The organism is Bacillus sp. P14.5 (genome assembly GCF_003316765.1).
Lineage (GTDB): Bacteria > Bacillota > Bacilli > Bacillales > Bacillaceae_B > Rossellomorea.
In genome coordinates, this window is record NZ_NIJF01000090.1 from 1 (window position 1) to 19,731 (window position 19,731).

At 43.9% G+C, this 19,731-nt stretch carries 15 protein-coding genes, 1 tRNA gene, 1 other RNA gene, 3 pseudogenes and 1 other annotated feature; of the genes and pseudogenes, 6 read left to right on the forward strand and 14 right to left on the reverse strand.

Annotated elements, in window-relative coordinates; genetic code table 11:
- Positions 1 to 443: 443 nt before the first annotated feature.
- The 7 genes and pseudogenes from B9Z54_RS17525 to tadA form a co-directional block, all read right to left on the reverse strand.
- Positions 444 to 710: a pro-sigmaK processing inhibitor BofA family protein gene (locus B9Z54_RS17525; RefSeq protein WP_113929705.1), complete on the reverse strand. Its 267-nt coding sequence runs from the start codon at positions 708 to 710 to the stop codon at positions 444 to 446.
- Between the two features lie 58 nt (positions 711 to 768).
- Positions 769 to 986 (reverse strand): annotated as a pseudogene (locus tag B9Z54_RS17530) (YaaL family protein).
- 20 nt (positions 987 to 1,006) lie between these two features.
- The gene (gene recR, locus B9Z54_RS17535) at positions 1,007 to 1,603 is read right to left on the reverse strand and encodes a recombination mediator RecR (RefSeq protein ID WP_113929706.1); all 597 of its coding nucleotides are present in this window, start codon (positions 1,601 to 1,603) and stop codon (positions 1,007 to 1,009) included.
- A gap of 10 nt (positions 1,604 to 1,613) precedes the next feature.
- The gene (locus tag B9Z54_RS17540) at positions 1,614 to 1,934 is read right to left on the reverse strand and encodes a YbaB/EbfC family nucleoid-associated protein (RefSeq protein WP_113929707.1); all 321 of its coding nucleotides are present in this window, start codon (positions 1,932 to 1,934) and stop codon (positions 1,614 to 1,616) included.
- Between the two features lie 21 nt (positions 1,935 to 1,955).
- Positions 1,956 to 3,644 carry a DNA polymerase III subunit gamma/tau gene (dnaX, locus tag B9Z54_RS17545; RefSeq protein WP_113929708.1) on the reverse strand — a complete coding sequence of 563 codons (1,689 nt, stop codon included), beginning with the start codon at positions 3,642 to 3,644 and terminating at the stop codon, positions 1,956 to 1,958.
- Positions 3,645 to 3,863: 219 nt separating this feature from the next.
- Positions 3,864 to 4,128, reverse strand: an RNA gene (gene ffs, locus B9Z54_RS17550) — signal recognition particle sRNA large type.
- Positions 4,129 to 4,207: 79 nt separating this feature from the next.
- Positions 4,208 to 4,729, reverse strand: a complete 522-nt coding sequence (gene tadA / locus B9Z54_RS17555; protein WP_222928196.1) for a tRNA adenosine(34) deaminase TadA — start codon at positions 4,727 to 4,729, stop codon at positions 4,208 to 4,210.
- A 66-nt stretch (positions 4,730 to 4,795) separates the two neighbouring features.
- Here tadA and B9Z54_RS17560 point away from each other — a divergent pair, with 66 nt between their 5' ends.
- The 4 genes from B9Z54_RS17560 to B9Z54_RS17575 all read left to right on the forward strand — a co-directional run bounded on the left by B9Z54_RS17560 (position 4,796) and on the right by B9Z54_RS17575 (position 9,165).
- On the forward strand, positions 4,796 to 5,347 hold the full coding sequence (locus B9Z54_RS17560) for a cysteine hydrolase family protein (protein ID WP_113929709.1): 552 nt from the start codon (positions 4,796 to 4,798) through the stop codon (positions 5,345 to 5,347).
- A gap of 995 nt (positions 5,348 to 6,342) precedes the next feature.
- Complete coding sequence (locus B9Z54_RS17565; protein ID WP_113929710.1) at positions 6,343 to 7,626, forward strand: glycoside hydrolase family 18 protein; 1,284 nt, start codon at positions 6,343 to 6,345, stop codon at positions 7,624 to 7,626.
- A 232-nt stretch (positions 7,627 to 7,858) separates the two neighbouring features.
- Positions 7,859 to 8,500 carry a deoxynucleoside kinase gene (locus B9Z54_RS17570; protein WP_113929711.1) on the forward strand — a complete coding sequence of 214 codons (642 nt, stop codon included), beginning with the start codon at positions 7,859 to 7,861 and terminating at the stop codon, positions 8,498 to 8,500.
- Complete coding sequence (locus B9Z54_RS17575) at positions 8,497 to 9,165, forward strand: deoxynucleoside kinase (protein WP_113929712.1); 669 nt, start codon at positions 8,497 to 8,499, stop codon at positions 9,163 to 9,165. Before B9Z54_RS17570 ends, B9Z54_RS17575 begins: the two co-directional genes overlap by 4 nt.
- Before the next feature lie 596 nt (positions 9,166 to 9,761).
- Here the strand turns inward: B9Z54_RS17575 and B9Z54_RS17580 are convergent.
- The 6 genes and pseudogenes from B9Z54_RS17580 to guaB form a co-directional block, all read right to left on the reverse strand.
- Positions 9,762 to 9,854 (reverse strand) — tRNA-Ser (locus B9Z54_RS17580).
- Positions 9,855 to 9,981: 127 nt separating this feature from the next.
- On the reverse strand, positions 9,982 to 11,262 hold the full coding sequence (gene serS / locus B9Z54_RS17585; protein WP_113929713.1) for a serine--tRNA ligase: 1,281 nt from the start codon (positions 11,260 to 11,262) through the stop codon (positions 9,982 to 9,984).
- Positions 11,263 to 11,333: 71 nt separating this feature from the next.
- Positions 11,334 to 11,557: a binding site (T-box leader), on the reverse strand.
- A gap of 53 nt (positions 11,558 to 11,610) precedes the next feature.
- Positions 11,611 to 12,201 carry a pyridoxal 5'-phosphate synthase glutaminase subunit PdxT gene (gene pdxT / locus B9Z54_RS17590; RefSeq protein WP_113929714.1) on the reverse strand — a complete coding sequence of 197 codons (591 nt, stop codon included), beginning with the start codon at positions 12,199 to 12,201 and terminating at the stop codon, positions 11,611 to 11,613.
- Positions 12,202 to 12,203: 2 nt separating this feature from the next.
- Positions 12,204 to 13,085: a pyridoxal 5'-phosphate synthase lyase subunit PdxS gene (gene pdxS / locus B9Z54_RS17595; RefSeq protein WP_113929715.1), complete on the reverse strand. Its 882-nt coding sequence runs from the start codon at positions 13,083 to 13,085 to the stop codon at positions 12,204 to 12,206.
- Positions 13,086 to 13,271: 186 nt separating this feature from the next.
- Positions 13,272 to 14,618 carry a D-alanyl-D-alanine carboxypeptidase family protein gene (locus B9Z54_RS17600; RefSeq protein ID WP_113929721.1) on the reverse strand — a complete coding sequence of 449 codons (1,347 nt, stop codon included), beginning with the start codon at positions 14,616 to 14,618 and terminating at the stop codon, positions 13,272 to 13,274.
- A gap of 554 nt (positions 14,619 to 15,172) precedes the next feature.
- A pseudogene (gene guaB, locus B9Z54_RS17605) lies at positions 15,173 to 16,637 on the reverse strand (IMP dehydrogenase).
- A 165-nt stretch (positions 16,638 to 16,802) separates the two neighbouring features.
- On the opposite strand from guaB, the pseudogene B9Z54_RS17615 reads away from it, so the two are divergent.
- Positions 16,803 to 17,689 (forward strand): annotated as a pseudogene (locus B9Z54_RS17615) (YaaC family protein).
- A gap of 112 nt (positions 17,690 to 17,801) precedes the next feature.
- Here B9Z54_RS17615 and B9Z54_RS17620 read toward each other — a convergent pair.
- The gene (locus B9Z54_RS17620; RefSeq protein ID WP_113929718.1) at positions 17,802 to 18,278 is read right to left on the reverse strand and encodes a glutathione peroxidase; all 477 of its coding nucleotides are present in this window, start codon (positions 18,276 to 18,278) and stop codon (positions 17,802 to 17,804) included.
- A gap of 549 nt (positions 18,279 to 18,827) precedes the next feature.
- Between B9Z54_RS17620 and B9Z54_RS26250 the strand changes: the two genes are divergently transcribed.
- Entirely contained in the window at positions 18,828 to 18,950 is a 123-nt protein-coding gene (locus B9Z54_RS26250; RefSeq protein WP_275887824.1) for a hypothetical protein, read from the forward strand.
- Positions 18,951 to 19,731 lie beyond the last annotated feature (781 nt).

Consider the following 19,731-nt stretch of genomic DNA (forward strand, 5'->3'; position numbering starts at 1 on the left):
ATGTTCTTACTAGATTAACGTTGACGTTTTGAGTTGTTTAGTTTTCAATGTTCAATGTGTCTCTCTTGAGCACCAAATTAGTGTAACACACTTCGTGATGTGGTGTCAATATTTTTTAAAAAAGCAGTGCGCTGTTGTTTCAGCGACAAGGAATATAATATCACGTTTAACTTTAAAGCGTCAATACATATTACAAAGTTTTTTAAAAAAGAAAGTTTTTTTCCGCAATCTTATTCAAAATACTCTTAACCACCTGCCGCAGTGTGCCCCTCCATGCTAATACCTTTACTATTAGGTTCTTATTCAAAGGCTGTTTTGCTTGCGGAAAGATTTCTCTTTAAACGGAGGGCTCAGCACTTTTCTCCGGTGAATTATTAAAACCGGATCATACAATAGAAGTTACTATAGAAAAACAAAAACCCCGCTTAAGATTTCAGCGGAGTTTATACGATAATATACATTTGGATGATGGTTAATCCTACTACTCCCGGTATTCCGAGAATCCCGGAAACCGAGGAAGTCGCCAGGTTAATCGGCACATGAATGCCGAATTGGCTTCCAAAAGCATTTAAGAAGAACAAGAACAGTGCTCCGATCAATACTTTCATGCATAGCTGCCCAACAAATTTTGCAGGTTTGAACGGAGTCCCTGCTGCAAGCAGAAATACGATCATGCTGCTGATGACTGCGATAACTACGACCGGACTCATATTATTTCCCTCCCTTAAAGGATAAATCGATACCTTATAGAGAGGATATGAGGGTTGTCTACCTTTTTATGACGACTTTTCTATTTTTCGCTTCCCTGAAGAAGAAAAAGTATTTGGCCTCGGCAATCTTGGATTGGTAATTGATTTCGTATGAGTTCTCAATGCTTAGATCTTCTAAAGCACGCTGGGAAATCCACTCTTTTTTGTATCTTCAAGTGAATGGAGCAGTTTATTTTCATACTCTTTTCGTAATTTACCTTTTTTTCGAAAGAACATTGTCACATTCCACTCCTGTTCTACACATCTCTTCTTCCTTCTAATGCTTTAGAGAGAGTGACTTCATCCGCATATTCCAGGTCTCCGCCTACCGGGAGCCCATGGGCGATCCTTGTAACGCGTATGCCGGAGGGTTTCAGAAGTCTTGAGATATACATAGCCGTCGCTTCGCCTTCAATGTTCGGGTTGGTTGCCAGGATGACTTCTTCCACTTGTTCATCTTGAAGTCTTTTTAAAAGGTCGGGAACATTGATGTCTTCAGGCCCGATTCCATCCATTGGAGAAATTGCCCCGTGAAGGACATGGTAAAGTCCGTTATATTCCTTCATTTTTTCCATGGCAATGACATCTTTGGGATCTTGGACGACACAGACAATACTCCGGTCCCTTCTTGCATCCTCACAGATGTAACAAGGGTCCTGATCGGTTATATGGCCGCAGACCGAACAATAGGTCAGCTTTCTTTTGGCGTTCACTAGAGCCTTGGCAAATTCAAGGACGGTATCCTCTTTCATGCCTAAAACAAAAAACGCCAGTCGGGCCGCGGTTTTCGGCCCTATTCCCGGCAGTTTCATAAAGCTGTCGATAAGCTTCGATATCGGTTCAGGATAATGCATAGTAAACCTCCTAGAACATTCCCGGTAAGTTCATTCCTTTGGTGAATTGTCCCATAGTTGAGTTCGTCAGTTCGTCTGCTTGTTTCAAAGCATCATTTGTTGCAGCAAGAACAAGGTCCTGCAGCATTTCGATATCTTCTGGATCTACTACTTCTTCCTTGATGTTCACTTCTAATACTTCTTTATGGCCGGATACGATTACTGTCACCATTCCGCCGCCTGCAGTTCCTTCTAAACGCTTATCACCCAGTTCCTCTTGAGCTTGAGCCATTTGTTTTTGCATCTTTTGCATTTGTTTCATCATACCTTGCATATTTCCCATTCCACGCATAGTAAAAAACCTCCATTATTTTTATTCTCTTATTTCTATTAAATCTTCTCCTACAAGCTTTCTTGCCTCAGCAATCAGCGGATCTTCTGCCTCTTCATTCACAGCAGAATCCGGATCATCGGTTCTCTGGTGCTTGATGAAATCCTCTCTCACACTCTGCCATTGGTCTTCCGGGATACCGATCGGCTGGTATTCCGTGCCGGCTAATTGTCCCAGGATGGAGCCCAGCGCCTCCGTAAAGCCAGCATTCTCCATTGCCATCTGGCAGTGGATGTCATACTTGAACTTCAGGATAAAAGAATGAGTGGAAGCGGCAACAGGTTCCGCATCATTGAGCAGTGCTGCTTGTGAGCGCATCTGCCGCTGATTCAGGATTTCGAGCATTTCACCCCAGCGGCTCTTGATAAGATTCAAATCTTCCTTCGTCGCTGTCTTCAGCACTTCTTGCACCATTCCCGTTGCAACCTTGAAACCTTTTCGGGAAGAAGGCGCCCGCTTCTTAGGGGCAGGGACTGATTCCTGCTGTGCGGGGACGCCCTTCGCCTTAAGCTGATTCAATTCATTTTCCAAGCTCTGGACCTTTTGAATCAGCTGCCCAATTTCCGGTGAAGCCACCTTGTTCTCCACTTCAATCTGACAGAGTTTCACAATGGAAACTTCTATATAGATCCTGGCATGATTAGTGAATTTCATCTCTTGCTGTGCATCATTAAGTATATCAATAAATCTGTAAATATGCTGAGGTGAGACTCTTTCGGCCAATGCCTTGAAATCTTCGTCCAGCATGACCCTTTCAAGTGATTCCTCAAGGTTCGGCGCTGTCTGGTGAAGCAGCATGTCCCTGAAGTACAGGACAAGGTCTTCTGTAAGCCTTGCCGGGTCTTTCCCTTGGAAAAGCAGTTCTTCCAAAGCTTGGAGGGCATCGGCTACTTCATTATCAAAAATCGCCTTGGCCAGCCTGTTCAGATAGACTTGTGATACCGCACCCGTTACCGTCAGGGCATCATCGACCGTCACTCTGTCCTGACTGAAGGATATAGCCTGGTCCAGCAGGCTGAGGGCATCACGCATTCCGCCTTCTGCCGCCCTTGCGACCACATGCAGCGCTTTTTCTTCATATTGTACACCCGATTCATCGGCAATATGAGTCATTCTGCCAACAATATCCCTTGCTGTGATTCTTTTGAAGTCGAATCGCTGGCACCTCGAAATGATGGTAAGCGGAATCTTATGCGGCTCGGTTGTTGCCAGGATAAAGATCACGTGCTTCGGAGGCTCTTCCAATGTTTTCAGCAGGGCGTTGAAAGCTCCGATAGAGAGCATATGGACCTCATCTATTATATAGACCTTATAGGAGACCACATTAGGTGCATATTTGACCTTGTCCCGGATGTCGCGGATTTCTTCGACCCCATTATTGGACGCTGCATCGATCTCGATGACATCTGGTATGGAGCCGTCTGTAATGCCGATACAGGAGTCACACTCATTGCAAGGCTCTGCGATTGGCGCTCTTTCACAGTTGACTGCCTTGGCCAGGATCTTGGCAGCACTCGTTTTCCCGGTTCCCCTTGGCCCTGAAAAAAGATAGGCATGTGAAATTTTCTGCTGGAGGAGAGCATTTTGCAATGTTTTCGTTACATGCTGCTGGCCGACTACATCGAGGAACTGCTGCGGACGCCAGACTCTATATAAAGCTTGATAACTCAAAACGTTCTCCTCCTTTTATATGTATTATTTTAAAAATGGCCGTTTGCCACAAAGCTTTGACGGGCATGTGTGTAAAATATATTCTCATCTATCTATTATAACTTAAATAAATTTAGTTTTACAAAGACTGATTAACTATTATCAGATTTTTATTGAAGTTCTTCCCTATGCAAAAAACCCATCCCCGAAAGGATGAGTTTCATTATAAGTATTAAACTGCCGTGCACCTTCCGTCGACATGCATCCATAAGCGTTACTCAAGCAGTTAGCTCGGCCCAGGCAACCCCGCGGCACATGAGATAGTCCACTTAATGCTGCTTCCTTCCGGACCTGACATGGTTCATGGGTTCCCATTGCGCAGGACCCGGGCGTCAACACCACTTACTTGAGGCAGGCCTTACAGAGTGCAAGCCTCAGGAAGGGATTCAGCCTCGCTGGAGCGGATTGCGAGTACAGGGCACCGCTACCTCCCCGCCTAGCACGGCAAAATTGATACCATATTTAGTTGCGCCATGTCCGACGCAAATATTAGTATACTAGCTCTTACGGAAAAAAGCAATGGCTTAGAGATTGTCAATTCCTGTATCCTGTTCCATCTCTGCTTTCCTTCTCTGCTTTTCCTCTTTCTTCTTAGCCCGGAGCCTGCGGAAAAAGCTTGTCAGAAGCTGTCCGCATTCCTCCTGCAGCACACCTGGCACAACCACACATTGATGGTTAAAGCGCTCATCCTCCAGAAGGTTCATCAGGGTTCCCGCGCACCCCGCTTTTGGATCAGGTGCGCCATATACCACTGTCTTGATTCTTGATAGAAGGATCGCACCGGAACACATCGGACAGGGTTCCAATGTGACAAAAAGTACCGCACCTTCCAGCCTCCAAGTACCCATCTTTTCGCAGGCTTGCTCAATCGCCAGCAGTTCGGCATGAGTCACCGCATTTTGTGTCGTTTCCCTGAGATTATGGGCGGCTCCAATCACTTCTCCATCCAGCACGACCACTGCTCCGATCGGGACTTCTTCTTTTCCCTCGGCTTTCTTGGCCTCATCTATGGCGAGTTTCATAAAGTATTCCTGTTTCGTATCCACTTGTATAACTCCTTACCTATGGATAAAATCATTCTCCCCACCCCACACTATTGCAAAAGGAGGATAATGATGAATGACCATACCGCACTATTAATAATAGATATACTGAATCCATTTGATTTCGAACACGGCAAGACACTCGCTGATCACACCACAAAAATGCTAAAGCCTCTTGATTCTCTGCGAGGAGCCTGCCGTCAAAACAATATGCCTGTCATCTATATTAATGACCATTATACCCTCTGGCAGGCCGATTTGAAAAAAATCTATGATAAATGCCTGAATGATATCAGCCGCCCTATTATCGAAACATTAAAGCCTGGCAAAGATGACTACTTCTTGATCAAACCGAAACACTCCGCTTTCTATGGAACAGCTTTAAATACACTTCTTCATTCCTTGAAGGTCGATACACTCATCCTTACAGGCATTGCCGGAAATATCTGTGTGTTGTTCACGGCCAATGATGCTTATATGAGGGAATTCAACCTGATCATCCCGGAAGACTGCATTGCTTCTGTGAGTGAAGACGATAACCGGTATGCCTTGGAAATGATGAAGAATGTGTTGAAGGCGGATATCGTTGCTTCAGGAAGTATCTTGCAGGGTTACTATTGACGCACTCTTTACCAAAGGGCGAATTGCTTGGTACCGGAAAAATCCTTTGGGCTGTTCTACCTGTATCCTTTGTGTCTTCTCTCTGTAAGGTATAAGAAGCTTTACTTTTCCAGCTTACCAGTAGATTTTAAACTCGATCAATAGAGTTACGAATTACCCTCTAGAAAAGAGGCTGTTTTCGCATATATTGTTGCTTCGGAAAATCCCAATAGCCGGATTTTCCCCCGGATATTAAGAGTTTTATCTCTTATCGAGGGAGAGTAGCTCTTTTCTTTTCGGTGTTACCAGTTTTTATCCCTCTTAATATGGGTACTTTTTCGGAATTAGTATTAAATAGCAACAAAGTTTACGAGAAGAGCCAGATAAAAAGAGAAATAAAAGTCATGTCCCTATGTGTAACTAACGGTAAAAAATAAGGGGAGATTTTACCGTTAATTACAGGTTTCTGCTCATTTTGTTGATGAATAAGGGAAGTTTTTCCCCTTATTAAAGCATGAGATACCCTTTTACGAGCCTTTTTAGTCAAATAAGGGGAATTTTTCCCTCTATTTAGGTGTTTTTCGGTCCCCATTTAATTAATTAAGAGGAAAATTTCCCTCTATTTCCACGGTTAAAGTCCCTATCCTGATCCCCTAATCAATTAAAGTAACCCTCACTATTCCACATTCGGGAATCGGCATGTTCACACCGGCAGGGCCATCTAAAAGTTTTAAAAGAGAGCTCCTTTCAAAGATAATTACCTTCACCCCTTTTTGAACTAAAGGTGACCTTCTGCGGTACTAGCGGGAAGTCTAATTACACCGCCAAGCCCCTCGTGATTAATGCCCGCTCCGCGGAGTCGTCCGTCTGGAGCGGAAATCCATAACTTATATAACAACCACAAGCGTTGCGAAAAACCTTTTTTAAAAAACCTGTTAAAATTCTCCTCAATCATCATACTTCCCTCTTTTTCCACATACATTTCTTACAGTGAAAATGTTAAAGGGGGGCAAGTTATGCAAATCCATGTAGTCCAGCCTAATCAGTCGTTGTTTGGAATTGCTCAAACATATAATTCAAGCGTTGAAGATATCATTGAAGCGAATGATCTTCCTAATCCCGACAATCTTGTCGTCGGCCAGACCCTGGTCATTCCTATAGTAGGTTTATTTTATTTTGTGCAGCCGGGAGACAGCTTGTGGTCCATCAGCAGGAGGTTCGGCATCTCTTATCAAGAGCTTGCTCAGATCAATGGGATTTCCGTCAACCAGCCGCTGCAGGTGGGCTTCCGCTTGTATATCCCTGAGCGCCCTAAAACAGACGCTGAGTTCAATGCCTATGTAGAGCCTTATGGCACAACCGTTCAGCCGAATTTGGAAGAAAGCGCAAGAGAAGCAGCTCCATATCTTACCTACCTTGCTCCTTTTGATTTTGAAGCAAAAAGGGACGGTACATTGAAAGAGCCTCCCCTCGGGAATCTGCTGGAGATTGGGAGGGCGAACGGAAACGTCCTTATGATGGCCATTACCAACCAGGAGGAAGGCCAATTCAGCGATGAAGTCGGCAGGATTCTTTTAAATGATCAAAATATCCAGAACAAGTTCCTTGATAATGTGGTGGCCACAGCCAAGAAGTATGGCTTCCGGGATATCCACTTTGATTTTGAATATCTCCGTCCCCAGGATCGTGAGGCATACAATCAATTTTTGCGCAAAGCCAAGGCCCGCTTCAATCAGGAAGGCTGGCTCCTGTCCACTGCTCTTGCACCAAAGACGAGTGCCGGACAAAAAGGAAAGTGGTATGAAGCACACGATTATAAAGCACATGGAGAGATTGTCGACTTTGTTGTCATTATGACTTATGAATGGGGCTACAGCGGAGGGCCGGCTATGGCTGTTTCGCCTATAGGGCCTGTCCGGGAAGTGCTGGAATATGCTCTAAGCGAAATGCCTGCCTCAAAAATCATGATGGGGCAGAACCTTTATGGATATGACTGGACACTTCCTTTTAAGGAAGGAGATGTCGCCAAGGCGGTCAGCCCGCAAAGAGCAATTGAAATTGCAGCACAAAATAATGTTCCAATTCAATATGACACCGAAGCACAGGCACCATTTTTCACTTACCAGGACCCGGAAGGAAATCAGCATGAGGTATGGTTTGAAGACGCGCGTTCAATCCAGGCAAAATTCGATTTAATAAAGGAATTAAAACTAAGGGGAATGAGTTATTGGAAACTCGGTCTTCCCTTTCCTCAGAACTGGCTGTTGATCACAGACAACTTTGATGTGGTAAAAAGATAATATTGATAGAACCGCCATCCTTTACAAAGCGATGGCGGTTTTTTATGTTTTCAGGGCTGACCATCCCTTCCCGTAACATGATACAAGAGCGGAAATAAACAGCCTTGTTTAGCAGAACTTACTTTTAAAAAGTCACCCTTGCGGCTATATATTGTGTTAAAATAACACTTGTCGTCATTTGACGAGTACATGTCGATTATTAAACCATAATGTCGGTAAAGGAGGACATTGTATGGGAAGCATTCCATTCATTACGGTCGAAGGACCGATTGGGGTAGGGAAAACTTCTTTGGCCAAAGCGATTTCAACACATTTCAATTATCATCTTTTAAAAGAAATCGTAGATGAAAATCCATTTCTTGATAAATTTTATGACAACATCGATGAATGGAGCTTTCAAACTGAAATGTTTTTCTTATGCAACCGCTACAAGCAGCTGGAAGATATAGAATCACACTTTATTTCACAGAGTAAACCAGTCGTCGCCGATTATCATATTTTAAAAAATCTCATCTTTGCTGAGAGAACGTTAAAGAACAAGCAATTTGATAAATACATGAACATTTATCAAATACTAACAGAGGACATGCCGGTACCAAATGTCGTGGTCTACTTAAACGCCAGCCTTGATACCCTTCTGCACCGGATTGCCTTAAGAGGCAGAGAGTTCGAAAGGAAGATAAGCCCCTTATACCTGGAGCAGCTTTCCTTGGACTATGAACGCCATATTGCGCAGTTCGAAAGCAAGTATCCGGACATTCCTGTGCTTCGCTTTAACGGGGACCAGATGGACTTTGTAAAGAACAAAGATGATTTAGCACTTATTATAGATTCTTTAGATCAAACATTGAAAAAAGGAGCCACTTTATCATGAACCTTCGAAATAAATACGGGATCCCGAGCAATTCCGTCATCACGATTGCCGGAACTGTCGGTGTCGGCAAATCGACGATGACCAACGGACTTGCGAAGGCACTTGGCTTCCGTACTTCCTTTGAAAAAGTCGATACCAATCCGTACCTGGACAAATTTTATGAGGATTTCAAGAGCTGGAGCTTCCATCTTCAAGTCTATTTCCTCGCTGAACGCTTCAAAGAGCAAAAGAAAATTTTTGAATACGGCGGCGGCTTCATCCAAGACCGTTCCATCTACGAGGACACAGGCATCTTTGCGAAAATGCATTATGAAAAAGGAAATATGTCCGCTATCGATTACGATACCTATACAAGTCTTTTTGACGCCATGGTGATGACACCTTATTTCCCTCATCCAGACCTTCTCATCTATTTGGAAGGATCTATCGATGATGTGGTAGACCGCATTCGTGAAAGAGGACGTCCAATGGAACAGCAGACACCTGTTGATTACTGGCAGGAAATGCATGTCCGTTATGAAAATTGGATCGATTCCTTCAACGCATGTCCTGTGCTTCGATTGAATATCAACGATTATGATCTGATCAATAATGAAAATTCTATTGAGCCGATCATTGAAAGAATTGGATATTTCATTGAACAGACACGATTACTGAAATCATAAACAAAAAAGGATGGACGAGCAGCAGCTCAATCCATCCTTTTTTGTTTTATTTGCAGAGTACTCACTATAGGAAATCAAATTATTACTATCCAAACTTCAAAGAGTTGATTTCCTTTTCAGGTGCACGACTCCAATCAACGTTATTAAAAAGAACATTAATCGTGAATAAGCTTTACTCTCTTTTATAGGACCGTCAATATAAGGGAAGGCTCCAATGTTACTACATCATTTTACACATCATAATTCCTCAGGAGAATATACTATCTGAAAAAACGAATCCTTTATTTTCAGAAAGCTAAAGGGTAAGTATGGTATGGTGAAGAAAAAAACGGACACTATTTCCTTATAGCATCCGCATTTTCTTTATAGACCAAAGTGATATTTTATTAAATAGCAGCTCTCAGTGGCTCCTTCATGTACCCCGCTTATCCTGCTGGGGACATCAAAGTTGTTAAAAAATCACAGGAGCATTCTATCGTATTTCATATAATTGAACCGACTTCACTCTAAGAGTTTCAGCCAATTAAAAAACCGCTGCACGAGGCAGCGGTTTTCATATCTCCAATATTTATGCGCTATGGTTAATTTAAAAACAATGGAGGAGGAAGAGGGATTCGAACCCCCGCGGGCTGTTACACCCCTGTCGGTTTTCAAGACCGATCCCTTCAGCCAGACTTGGGTATTCCTCCGTATCGACAAGAATAATAATATCACAGGAAAAATATTGAGTCAACCATTTTCCGATATTTTTTAAAAACTTTTATCCTGAAATAATATTGAGCGGAAAAGTCGTTTCCCGCTCAATATCCATTCCACTTATTTAGGCTTGATAACTTCTGCTCCGCGCATATATGGTCTCAGCACCTCAGGAATGATGATACTTCCATCTTCTTGCTGGTAGTTCTCCAATATCGCGGCTACTGTACGGCCGAGTGCTAGTCCAGATCCATTCAACGTATGGACATGTTCCGGTTTCGCGCCTGGCTCGCGGCGGAAGCGGATGTTTGCACGGCGTGCCTGGAATGCTTCAAAGTTACTGCAAGAAGAAATTTCACGATACGTCCGATAGCTTGGAATCCAAACTTCGATATCATATTTTTTTGCAGCTGTAAATCCAAGATCAGCGGTACACATAGACATTACCCGGTATGGGAGGTTCAGTAATTGAAGTACCTTCTCTGCGTGTCCCGTCAATTTTTCCAGCTCAGTATAAGAATCTTCAGGGCGGACAAAGCGGACAAGTTCCACTTTATTGAATTGATGCTGACGGATCAGTCCCCTTGTATCCCTGCCGGCAGATCCCGCTTCAGAACGGAAGCAGGCGCTGAATGCTGTATAGGCAATTGGAAGCTGGTCATTTGTCAGGATCTCATCACGGTGATAATTGGTGACAGGCACTTCTGCTGTTGGTACAAGGTAGTAATCTTCGCTTTCAATCAGGAATGCATCTTCTTCGAATTTAGGAAGCTGCCCGGTACCTGTCATGCTCTCGCGGTTGACAATGTATGGAGGAAGCATTTCTTCATATCCATGCTCATCCATATGAAGGTCCATCATAAAGTTGATAAGAGCACGTTCCAATCTGGCACCCAGGCCTTTATAAAAGACAAAGCGGCTTCCTGTTACTTTGCTTGCTCTTTCAAAATCAAGAATGCCAGAATCTGTTGCAAGGTCCCAGTGAGGTTTAGGTTCAAAGTCAAAAGTTGGAACCGCTCCCCATTTTCGAGCCTCTACGTTATCATCTTCCGTAGATCCAACAGGTACACTCTCATGAGGAATATTTGGGATAGAAAGCATTAAGCGGTCGAGTTTTCCTTCCACTTCTTTCAATTCCTCATCAAGCTTTTTAATCTCGCTGCCGACTTCACGCATTTCAAGAATAAGATCATCCGCGTTTTGCTTTTCTTTTTTCATTTCTGCGATCCGTTGAGACACTTCGTTACGCTTGCTCTTTAAGTTTTCTGTTTCTACAAGCAACTCTCTTCTTCTTACATCGAGTTCTTCAAACTTTTCAAAATCACTTAAATCTTCACCGCGGTCTTGAAGGCGGTTCTTCACATCCTCAAAGTTTGCTCGTAAATATCTGATATCCAGCATTTTTGTTTCCTCCTTGTAATCTGCCCGGAAGGTTGAAAGATTTTCAGTAACACAAAAAACCCCCATCCCATAAAAGGGACGGAGGTTCCGCGTTGCCACCCTGATTGAAAATAGTAAGAAACTACTTTCCTCTTAAGTAATATAACGGTTCTCACCGAAAGGGCCTACTGACAATCGGGTTGCGTTCAGTCCTTTACTCAAGGATGGATTCATGGGGTGCTTACATCGGTTTTCACCAGCCACCGACTCTCTGAAGAAAGCAGTCCGCATTACTATTTCCTCTCAACGTTTTCGAGCGATTAAGTTTGTATAATAAGTTACTACAATTATTGCCTCAATGCAATAGGATTATGCCATTTGTTTTTCTTTTGTTTCTTCGACCATCTTGATGAAATAACCAGTCAGGCGGTTATCCGATGTTAACTCGGGATGGAAGGAGCATCCAAGGAACTGGCCTTCACGAGCCAGTACGATCCTTCCCTCATGCTTCGCCAGCACTTCGACATTCTCTCCTGCCTCCACAATGTGAGGGGCACGGATGAATACCGCATTATAGCCTTCACCCACATGCGCAATATCAAGGTCCACTTCAAAGCTCTCACGCTGGCGTCCGAATGAGTTCCGCTCGACGGTTACATCCATAACACCAAGATGCGGCTCCGCATACCCAACGATATTCTTAGCCAAAAGAATCAGTCCGGCACAAGTACCGAAAACTGGCTTTCCATCCCCAATGAATTTCTTCATCGGGTCCATGAAATCATAAAGATCGATCAAACGGCGCATGGTTGTGCTTTCACCGCCAGGGAAAATCAGACCGTCAATACCCTCCAGCTGGGTGGCCTTCTTGACCACGACAGCTTCGGCGCCATTTTCCTGTATGGCACGAACATGCTCTCTAACTGCCCCCTGGAGCCCTAATACTCCGATCTTAACCATTCTTACCAGCCGCGTTCTTGCATGCGTGTTTCTGGAGTTAGAGAGGAAATCTCAATTCCTTTCATCGCAATGCCTAGATTTTTAGAAAGTTTTGCAATCAGCTCGTAGTCTTCGAAGTGTGTAGTAGCTTCAACAATAGCTTTAGCGAAACGTTCAGGGTTGTCAGATTTAAAGATACCGGAACCAACGAATACTCCGTCTGCTCCAAGCTGCATCATAAGAGCAGCATCAGCAGGTGTCGCTATTCCGCCGGCAGCAAAGTTAACAACAGGCAGTCTGCCGTGTTCTTTGATTTCCAAAAGCAGCTCGTAAGGAGCACCAAGCAATTTCGCTTCTGTCATGATTTCATCCGTGCTCATAGTCACAAGTTTGCGTACCTGTGCGTTCACTTTTCTCATATGACGAACAGCTTCAACGATGTTTCCTGTACCAGGCTCACCTTTTGTGCGAAGCATTGAAGCTCCTTCACCGATACGGCGTGCTGCTTCCCCTAAATCACGGCAGCCGCATACAAACGGTACAGTATAATCCCTTTTATTCAAGTGGTACTCTTCATCAGCCGGAGTCAATACTTCACTCTCATCGATATAGTCCACGCCCATTGATTCAAGTATACGCGCTTCAACGATATGACCGATACGAGCCTTCGCCATAACAGGGACTGAAACAGCTCCCATTACCTCTTCCACGATACGAGGATCTGCCATTCTCGCTACCCCGCCCGCTGCACGGATGTCAGCTGGAACACGTTCCAATGCCATTACTGCCACAGCACCTGATGCTTCCGCGATTTTCGCTTGCTCGGCGTTTACTACGTCCATGATTACGCCGCCTTTTTGCATTTCAGCCATTCCACGTTTTACTACGTCTGTACCCGTTTTCATTTCTATATGTCCCCCTTCAGATTTCCTATATATATTTTCAACCAAAAAACAGTATTATTGTAAGGAAAAAATTAACTAACTCTCTCAGGAATATATTTTTCCCCCATGCTAAATAAACAACAAAAACCACCTCATGTCAAGACAAGTGGTGGTTTTTGAGTATAAACTATCTTATTTCTTTGTGGATCAGAACCAGCCTTTCACAGTTGACGTGATGCTTCCCCAGATATCAGAAAAGAATCCGCCGACTGCTCTCATGGACAACGTGAACCAGTTCGCTTTTTCCACAGCATTTGCTGTTACGACTGCGGCTTGTCCGCCTTCAGCTGCATTGTTTGTAATGAAGCCAAGGTCATCCCCGCCCTCGACTGTAAGGTAGCCGACCTGCTCTTCATCTTTGATTGGAGCTGTAAGCTGTTTATCTTCGTTCAATTTTTCCTCATTCAACACTAATTTTGGCTCGAATTCCTTCTCACCATTTTTAACGACCATCATTAATGGCTCGTTTGTATGAATCGCAATTTCTTTTTCTTTTCCTTTCACAACCGGAAGAGATTTCTGGCCTTTCACCTCGTAATTAGCAGGGAAAATTTCCTCTTTCGTGAAGTTGTTGAATGCATAATTCATCATGTTCGCAGTCTGGGCGAAACGTGCATGATATTCGTTTTCACCTTCGTTGGGATGGGCGTCCATCACGACAGTTATATATCTTGTACCTTCTCTTTCAGCTGTTCCTGTAAAAGAGTACCCGGCAAAATCGGTTGTACCCGTTTTTAATCCGTCCATGCCCTCATACTCATAAACAAGACCTTCAAGCATCCAGTTCCAGTTCTGCATTTCGACACTTCCGAAGTTTTTCTTTGGAACCTGTGCAGTTTCCAATACTTCCGGGTAATCATTCAGTAAATGGAAGGCAAGCTTGGCAGTATCATTTGCTGACATAACATTTTCTTCGTCAGCTCCCGTACCTTCAGGCCTCATTTCTCCAAGATCAGCGTTGTTCAAGCCAGATGAGTTAACAAATTTATAAGATTGAAGGCCAAGCTCTTCAGCCTTGTCGTTCATCATTTTAATAAAATTCGTCTCAGAACCCGCAATGATGTTTGTGATCGCCATCGTAGCGGCATTCGCAGAATAAATCGCCATTGCTTCATATAATTCTTTCACCGTATACTGTGCTTCAGCTTCCAATGGAACATTACTTAAATCCGTTCTATGTGATAAATCTGAAAGTGGAACAGGAATCGTATACTGCTGCTCCCAATCAACTTTTCCTTCGTTAACTGCTTCAAGCAGCAAGTACTCTGTCATCATTTTTGTCATACTTGCGATTCCCATGGCTGTTTCCGAATTCTTTTCATAGATGATTTTGCCTGTTTCAGCTTCAACTATGATTGCTGCTTCCGCATTAACGTTCAGTGCATCTTCAGCATCCGCAGAAATCGCCGGTTGGAAAACTCCTGCTGCTAATACTATGACCAAAAAAGAGACGACAGATTTTTGAAACCATTTTTTCACTTTGTAGCCCTCCATCAATTTATGTAAACACTTTTGTTATTTTAACATATTAGCACTATTTATAATAGATAGAGTATTTTCCTAGTTTAGGAAATAAAAATCAGGACCCCCGGGAAGAAAGTCCTGACTAAAAAGCGGAAAGGCCCCGCTCAGCGGCGTACGGACTGTACCAGCCCCGCATTGAGATAAAGGAATCACGAAGAACGAAGTGATTCGATGATGACTTATCGCAAAGGAGGGGATGGGCAGTACGCTAGCCGCTGGGGCCTTGCAGCTGGACTGACTAAAAAGCGGAAGCGGCCGTTCAGCGCCGTACAGATTTATGGGATCTCGCATGAGATAAAGGAAACACGACGAACATAGTGAGTCGATGTTGACTTATCGCAAGGAGAGAGACCAAAATCTGCTAGGCGCTGGCCGCTGGAGCTGGATTGATAAAAAGCGGAAAGGCCCCGCTCAGCGGCGTACGGACTGTACCAGCCCCGCACCCACGAATATGTTCTAATCAAAAATACCTTAAATCAAAAGAAAAAGACCTAAAAGACAGGTCTTTTCTTTTGATTTATCTATTATAGTGAGTAGTTCGGTGCTTCTTTCGTAATCTGCACATCATGCGGATGGCTCTCACGAAGTCCGGCACCAGTCATTTTTATAAATTGTGCTTCTTCCCTTAAAGCTTGAAGGTCCTTTGCACCACAGTATCCCATTCCTGAACGAAGACCGCCGATCAACTGATAAAGCGTATCTGCAAGAGGTCCCTTATAAGGAAGTCTGCCTTCGATTCCCTCTGGAACGAACTTCTTGTTTTCCTCCTGGAAGTAACGGTCTTTTGATCCCTTCTCCATTGAACTGACCGAGCCCATGCCGCGGTAAACCTTGAAGCGTCTTCCCTGGAAGATTTCCGTTTCCCCGGGGCTTTCTGTTGTTCCGGCAAGAAGGCTTCCAAGCATGACAGCATGTCCACCAGATGCCAGTGCTTTCGCGATATCACCGGAGTATTTAATGCCTCCGTCCGCAATAATCGCTTTTCCATGCTTCCTGGCTTCAGTAGCACAATCATAAATAGCTGTGATTTGCGGCACTCCTACACCCGCTACTACACGAGTGGTACAAATTGAACCAGGTCCGATTCCAACCTTGACCACATCCGCGCCTGCTTCGAATAGAGCACGGGTAGCCTCTGCTGTCGCCACATTTCCGGCAACAATGTTCAAATCTGGATAAAGACCTCGGATATCCTTCACTACCTGGAGAACTCCCGCAGAATGTCCGTGAGCAGTATCAATAACAATCACGTCTACCTGAGATTTGACAAGATGCTCCACCCTTTTCATAGTATCACCGGAAACACCTACCGCAGCTCCTGCAAGCAAACGGCCATGCTTGTCTTTCGCAGAATTCGGGAATTCAATAACTTTCTCGATGTCTTTTATAGTAATGAGGCCTTTCAATACTCCATCTTCGTCAATCAATGGCAGTTTCTCGATTTTATACTGCTGAAGGATTTTCTCTGCTTCCTGCAAAGTTGTTCCGACTGGAGCAGTAACCAGGTTCTCTTTTGTCATCACATCGGATATCAGGATGGAATAGTCCTGAACGAAACGCAAATCCCTGTTCGTCAATATTCCGACTAGTTTTTGTTCTTCGATATTATTCACGATTGGAACACCTGAAATACGGTACTTGCCCATCAGATGTTCAGCATCAAAAACCTGATGCTCTGGAGATAAGAAAAATGGATCGGAAATGACTCCGCTTTCTGAACGCTTTACTTTATCCACTTGCTCAGCCTGCTGCTCAATACTCATATTTTTATGAATCGATCCCTAAACCGCCCTGCCTTGCCATAGCAATCGCCATCTCGGCTTCGGTGACCGTATCCATACCTGCACTGATCACTGGAACATTCAAATTCAACGTACTAGTTAAACTTACCTTTATACTGACATCCTTAGGCAAAACCTCTGATTTTGCAGGAAGCAGCAGAACATCATCGAACGTTAAACCCTCTTTAGCAAATTTCGTTTCCCACATTTTTCTCGTCCCCCTTTTCTCAAAATATTATTAGTAGGTTATCAATTGGTTAAAATACTGTCAAGATGATATTTATTAGTTAGATTATTCGGATAACTTGGAGGTTTGAATATGATATCCCCTTTATCAGTTTGGGAATCACTAAGCTGTTTTCATTCAGCGGAAATGTCTCAAAAGTATTTAAAAAAATGCTACCAAAAAATCTCTCTAAACGAAGCAGAGGTGCAAAGCTATAATAACTGCTATCCGTTTATATATTACCTGGAACAAGGCGAGCTATACTTCAAACAAGCATTGGCCACCCCACTGTCCATCCAGCCCATTCTGTTGTTCTATGGATACATACACCTTATTAAGGCCTGTATTCTAACCATCGATCCTTTTTACCCTCAAAATACGTCGGTCCTGGCTCACGGGGTAACAAGCAGAAAAAGAAAAAACAGCAGTACAGCTTTCTTAAAGATGAAATTAAAATCCAAAAAAATGGGCTTCTTTCCCACTTCGCCCAAGAAATGTTTCACGTGAAACATTTAGAAGCTGAAAAATTTCAAATGGGGGATCTGCTTTCACAAATTCCGGAAATGAACGATACTTTCAAAATAGTTTTGAATAAGCAAACTCAATTTCCCTTGTCCCTCAATGGACAAACCCTTTTCTTCTCTAATGAAATCCTTAATCATTACCATATGTCTGAAGAACGCCTTCACCAATTTTTGAAAGAGAAAACAGAGAACAAAGTGAATGTCCACAATGGGCACCTATCTCTCCAGGACTCATTATATGAAGAGATACCACCTATCCGCCTTAATATCAAGACAAGCCAGTATTCCCTGTCCTGTGACCGCACAGGAGCATACACACTGCCTGAACCAATCATCCACTACCTGCTCCTGTATAACTTGAGCATGATTGCCCGATATGAGACAGAATGGTGGAGCGAACTCTTAAAAACGAATTCATCAAACGATTATCCAATCATTAAAAACTTTCTCTGTCTTTCTCTTGAAAAACCGCCAGTTTTAATAAAGAAATACCTTCTGTCCAAATTGTAATTTACCCGATCTTTTGGTGAGAAGCATATAAAACAGACCAGATGAAAAGCGACCATGGGGAACAATAATAAATAAAAACGTGAATTCATCTAAATGAATTCACGTAAAAATTTTATAAGAGCTCATCCAAATCCTCTTTGATTTTTTTTGGAGAGGTTTGAGGCGCGTATCTCTTCACGACATTGCCTTCACGGTCAATGAGGAACTTTGTGAAATTCCACTTCACCTCGGATGTCATCAGCCCTTTTTTCTCCTTAGTGAGATACTTAAATAAAGGATGCGCACCCTTCCCTTTTACATCCACTTTAGAAAACATCGGAAAGCTCACACCATAGTTCACTTTACAAAATTCCATGATATCATCATTATTATCGAATTCCTGATTCATAAATTGGTCAGAAGGAAACCCCAGAACGGTGAAACCCTTATCCTTAAATTCTTCATAAAGAGACTGCAGTTCTTCAAACTGAGGAGTAAATCCACACTTGCTTGCGGTATTCACAATTACCATTGCCTCACCCCTAAACTCACTCAATGGTACTTCCTCGCCATTCGGCTTTACTGCATTGAAATCATAAATTGAGGTCATCTCTATCTCTCCTTTACTCTATATAACTTAAGACTAAGGGATAGGACATGCGGAAGCAAATTTGAATGCTGTCAATGGCTCGGACGGCGATGAGCGCGAATCTCTTCGTCCGCAAACATCACCCAAGATTACATGTTGAGTTTGAAATGGGAGGATAGTTGTCTGTAAGCAGCAAACCTGGGTACATTTTATAGAGCCAGTAAGAAAGATAATGTCTCCGAGCAGTGAACTTGGGTATTTGATATAGAGCTAACAGAAGAGATGATGTCTCCAAGCAGCCAACTTGGGTACATGATGTGAAGTCACCAGGAGAGATGATGTCTCCAAGCAGCGAACTTGGGTACTTGATGTAGAGCCAATAGAAAAGATGATGTCTTCAAGCAGCTACCTTGGGTGCATGATGTGGAGCCAATAGAAAAGATGTTGTCTCCAAGCAGCGGCCTTGGGTACATCATCTGGAGTCAGCAGGAAAGATGATGTCTCCGAGCAGTGAACTTGGGTACATGATATAGAGCTAACAGAAGAGATGATGTCTCCAAGCAGCGGACCTTGGGTACATCATCTGGAGTCAGCAGGAAAGATGATGTCTCCAAGCAGCCAACTTGGGTACATGATGTGAAGTCACCAGGAGAGATCATGTCTCCAAGCAGCCAACTTGGGTACATGATGTGAAGTCACCAGGAGAGATGATGTCTCCGAGCAGCCAACTTTGGTACATGATATAGAGCTAACAGAAGAGATGATGTCTCCAAACGGCAAACTTGGGTACATGATGTAGAGCCAATAGAAAAGATGATGTCTTCAAGCAGCGACCTTGGGTGCATGATGTGAAGTCACCAGGAGAGATAATGTCTCCGAGCAGCCAACTTGGGTACATGATATAGAGCTAACAGAAGAGATGATGTCTCCAAGCAGCGAACTTTTCAACACAAAAAAAGAGCACCCCTCGGGTACTTTTTAAATTGCCTGGCGACGTCCTACTCTCACAGGGGGAGTCCCCAACTACCATCGGCGCTGAAGGCGAGGACGGCGATGAGCGGCGAATCTCTTCGTCCGCTTCGCTCGTTCACATCCTCATGGGCAGAGCCCACTCCGGTGTTCTCTCCCTCTCGTCCTCGACCTTCTTGCTCCTCCCCATCCTCGCTCCTGCGTTTTATTGATTGGCGGAAGGGGATCTCCCCCTTTTCTTTGGAATACAAAAAAAGAGCACCTCTTCGGGTACTCTTTTGCATGCCTGGCGACGTCCTACTCTCACAGGGGGAGTCCCCAACTACCATCGGCACTGAAGGCGAGGACGGCGATGAGCGGCGAATCTCTTCGTCCGCTTCGCTCGTTCACATCCTCATGGGCAGAGCCTATTCCGGTGTTCTCTCCCTCTCGTCCTTGACCTTCTTGCTCCTCCCCATCCTCGCTCCTGCGTTTATTGATGGGCGGCAGGGGATCTCCCCTTTCT

Coding starts and splice junctions, on each gene's coding strand:
- B9Z54_RS17560 (WP_113929709.1), top strand. CDS start 4,796: ATGATGAATGACCATACCGCACTATTAATAATAGATATACTGAATCCA.
- B9Z54_RS17540 (WP_113929707.1), bottom strand. CDS start 1,934: ATGCGTGGAATGGGAAATATGCAAGGTATGATGAAACAAATGCAAAAG.
- B9Z54_RS17525 (WP_113929705.1), bottom strand. CDS start 710: ATGAGTCCGGTCGTAGTTATCGCAGTCATCAGCAGCATGATCGTATTT.
- recR (WP_113929706.1), bottom strand. CDS start 1,603: ATGCATTATCCTGAACCGATATCGAAGCTTATCGACAGCTTTATGAAA.
- B9Z54_RS17620 (WP_113929718.1), bottom strand. CDS start 18,278: ATGACCTCAATTTATGATTTCAATGCAGTAAAGCCGAATGGCGAGGAA.
- pdxS (WP_113929715.1), bottom strand. CDS start 13,085: ATGAAAACGGGTACAGACGTAGTAAAACGTGGAATGGCTGAAATGCAA.
- pdxT (WP_113929714.1), bottom strand. CDS start 12,201: ATGGTTAAGATCGGAGTATTAGGGCTCCAGGGGGCAGTTAGAGAGCAT.
- B9Z54_RS17600 (WP_113929721.1), bottom strand. CDS start 14,618: ATGGAGGGCTACAAAGTGAAAAAATGGTTTCAAAAATCTGTCGTCTCT.
- B9Z54_RS17565 (WP_113929710.1), top strand. CDS start 6,343: ATGCAAATCCATGTAGTCCAGCCTAATCAGTCGTTGTTTGGAATTGCT.
- B9Z54_RS17570 (WP_113929711.1), top strand. CDS start 7,859: ATGGGAAGCATTCCATTCATTACGGTCGAAGGACCGATTGGGGTAGGG.
- B9Z54_RS17575 (WP_113929712.1), top strand. CDS start 8,497: ATGAACCTTCGAAATAAATACGGGATCCCGAGCAATTCCGTCATCACG.
- serS (WP_113929713.1), bottom strand. CDS start 11,262: ATGCTGGATATCAGATATTTACGAGCAAACTTTGAGGATGTGAAGAAC.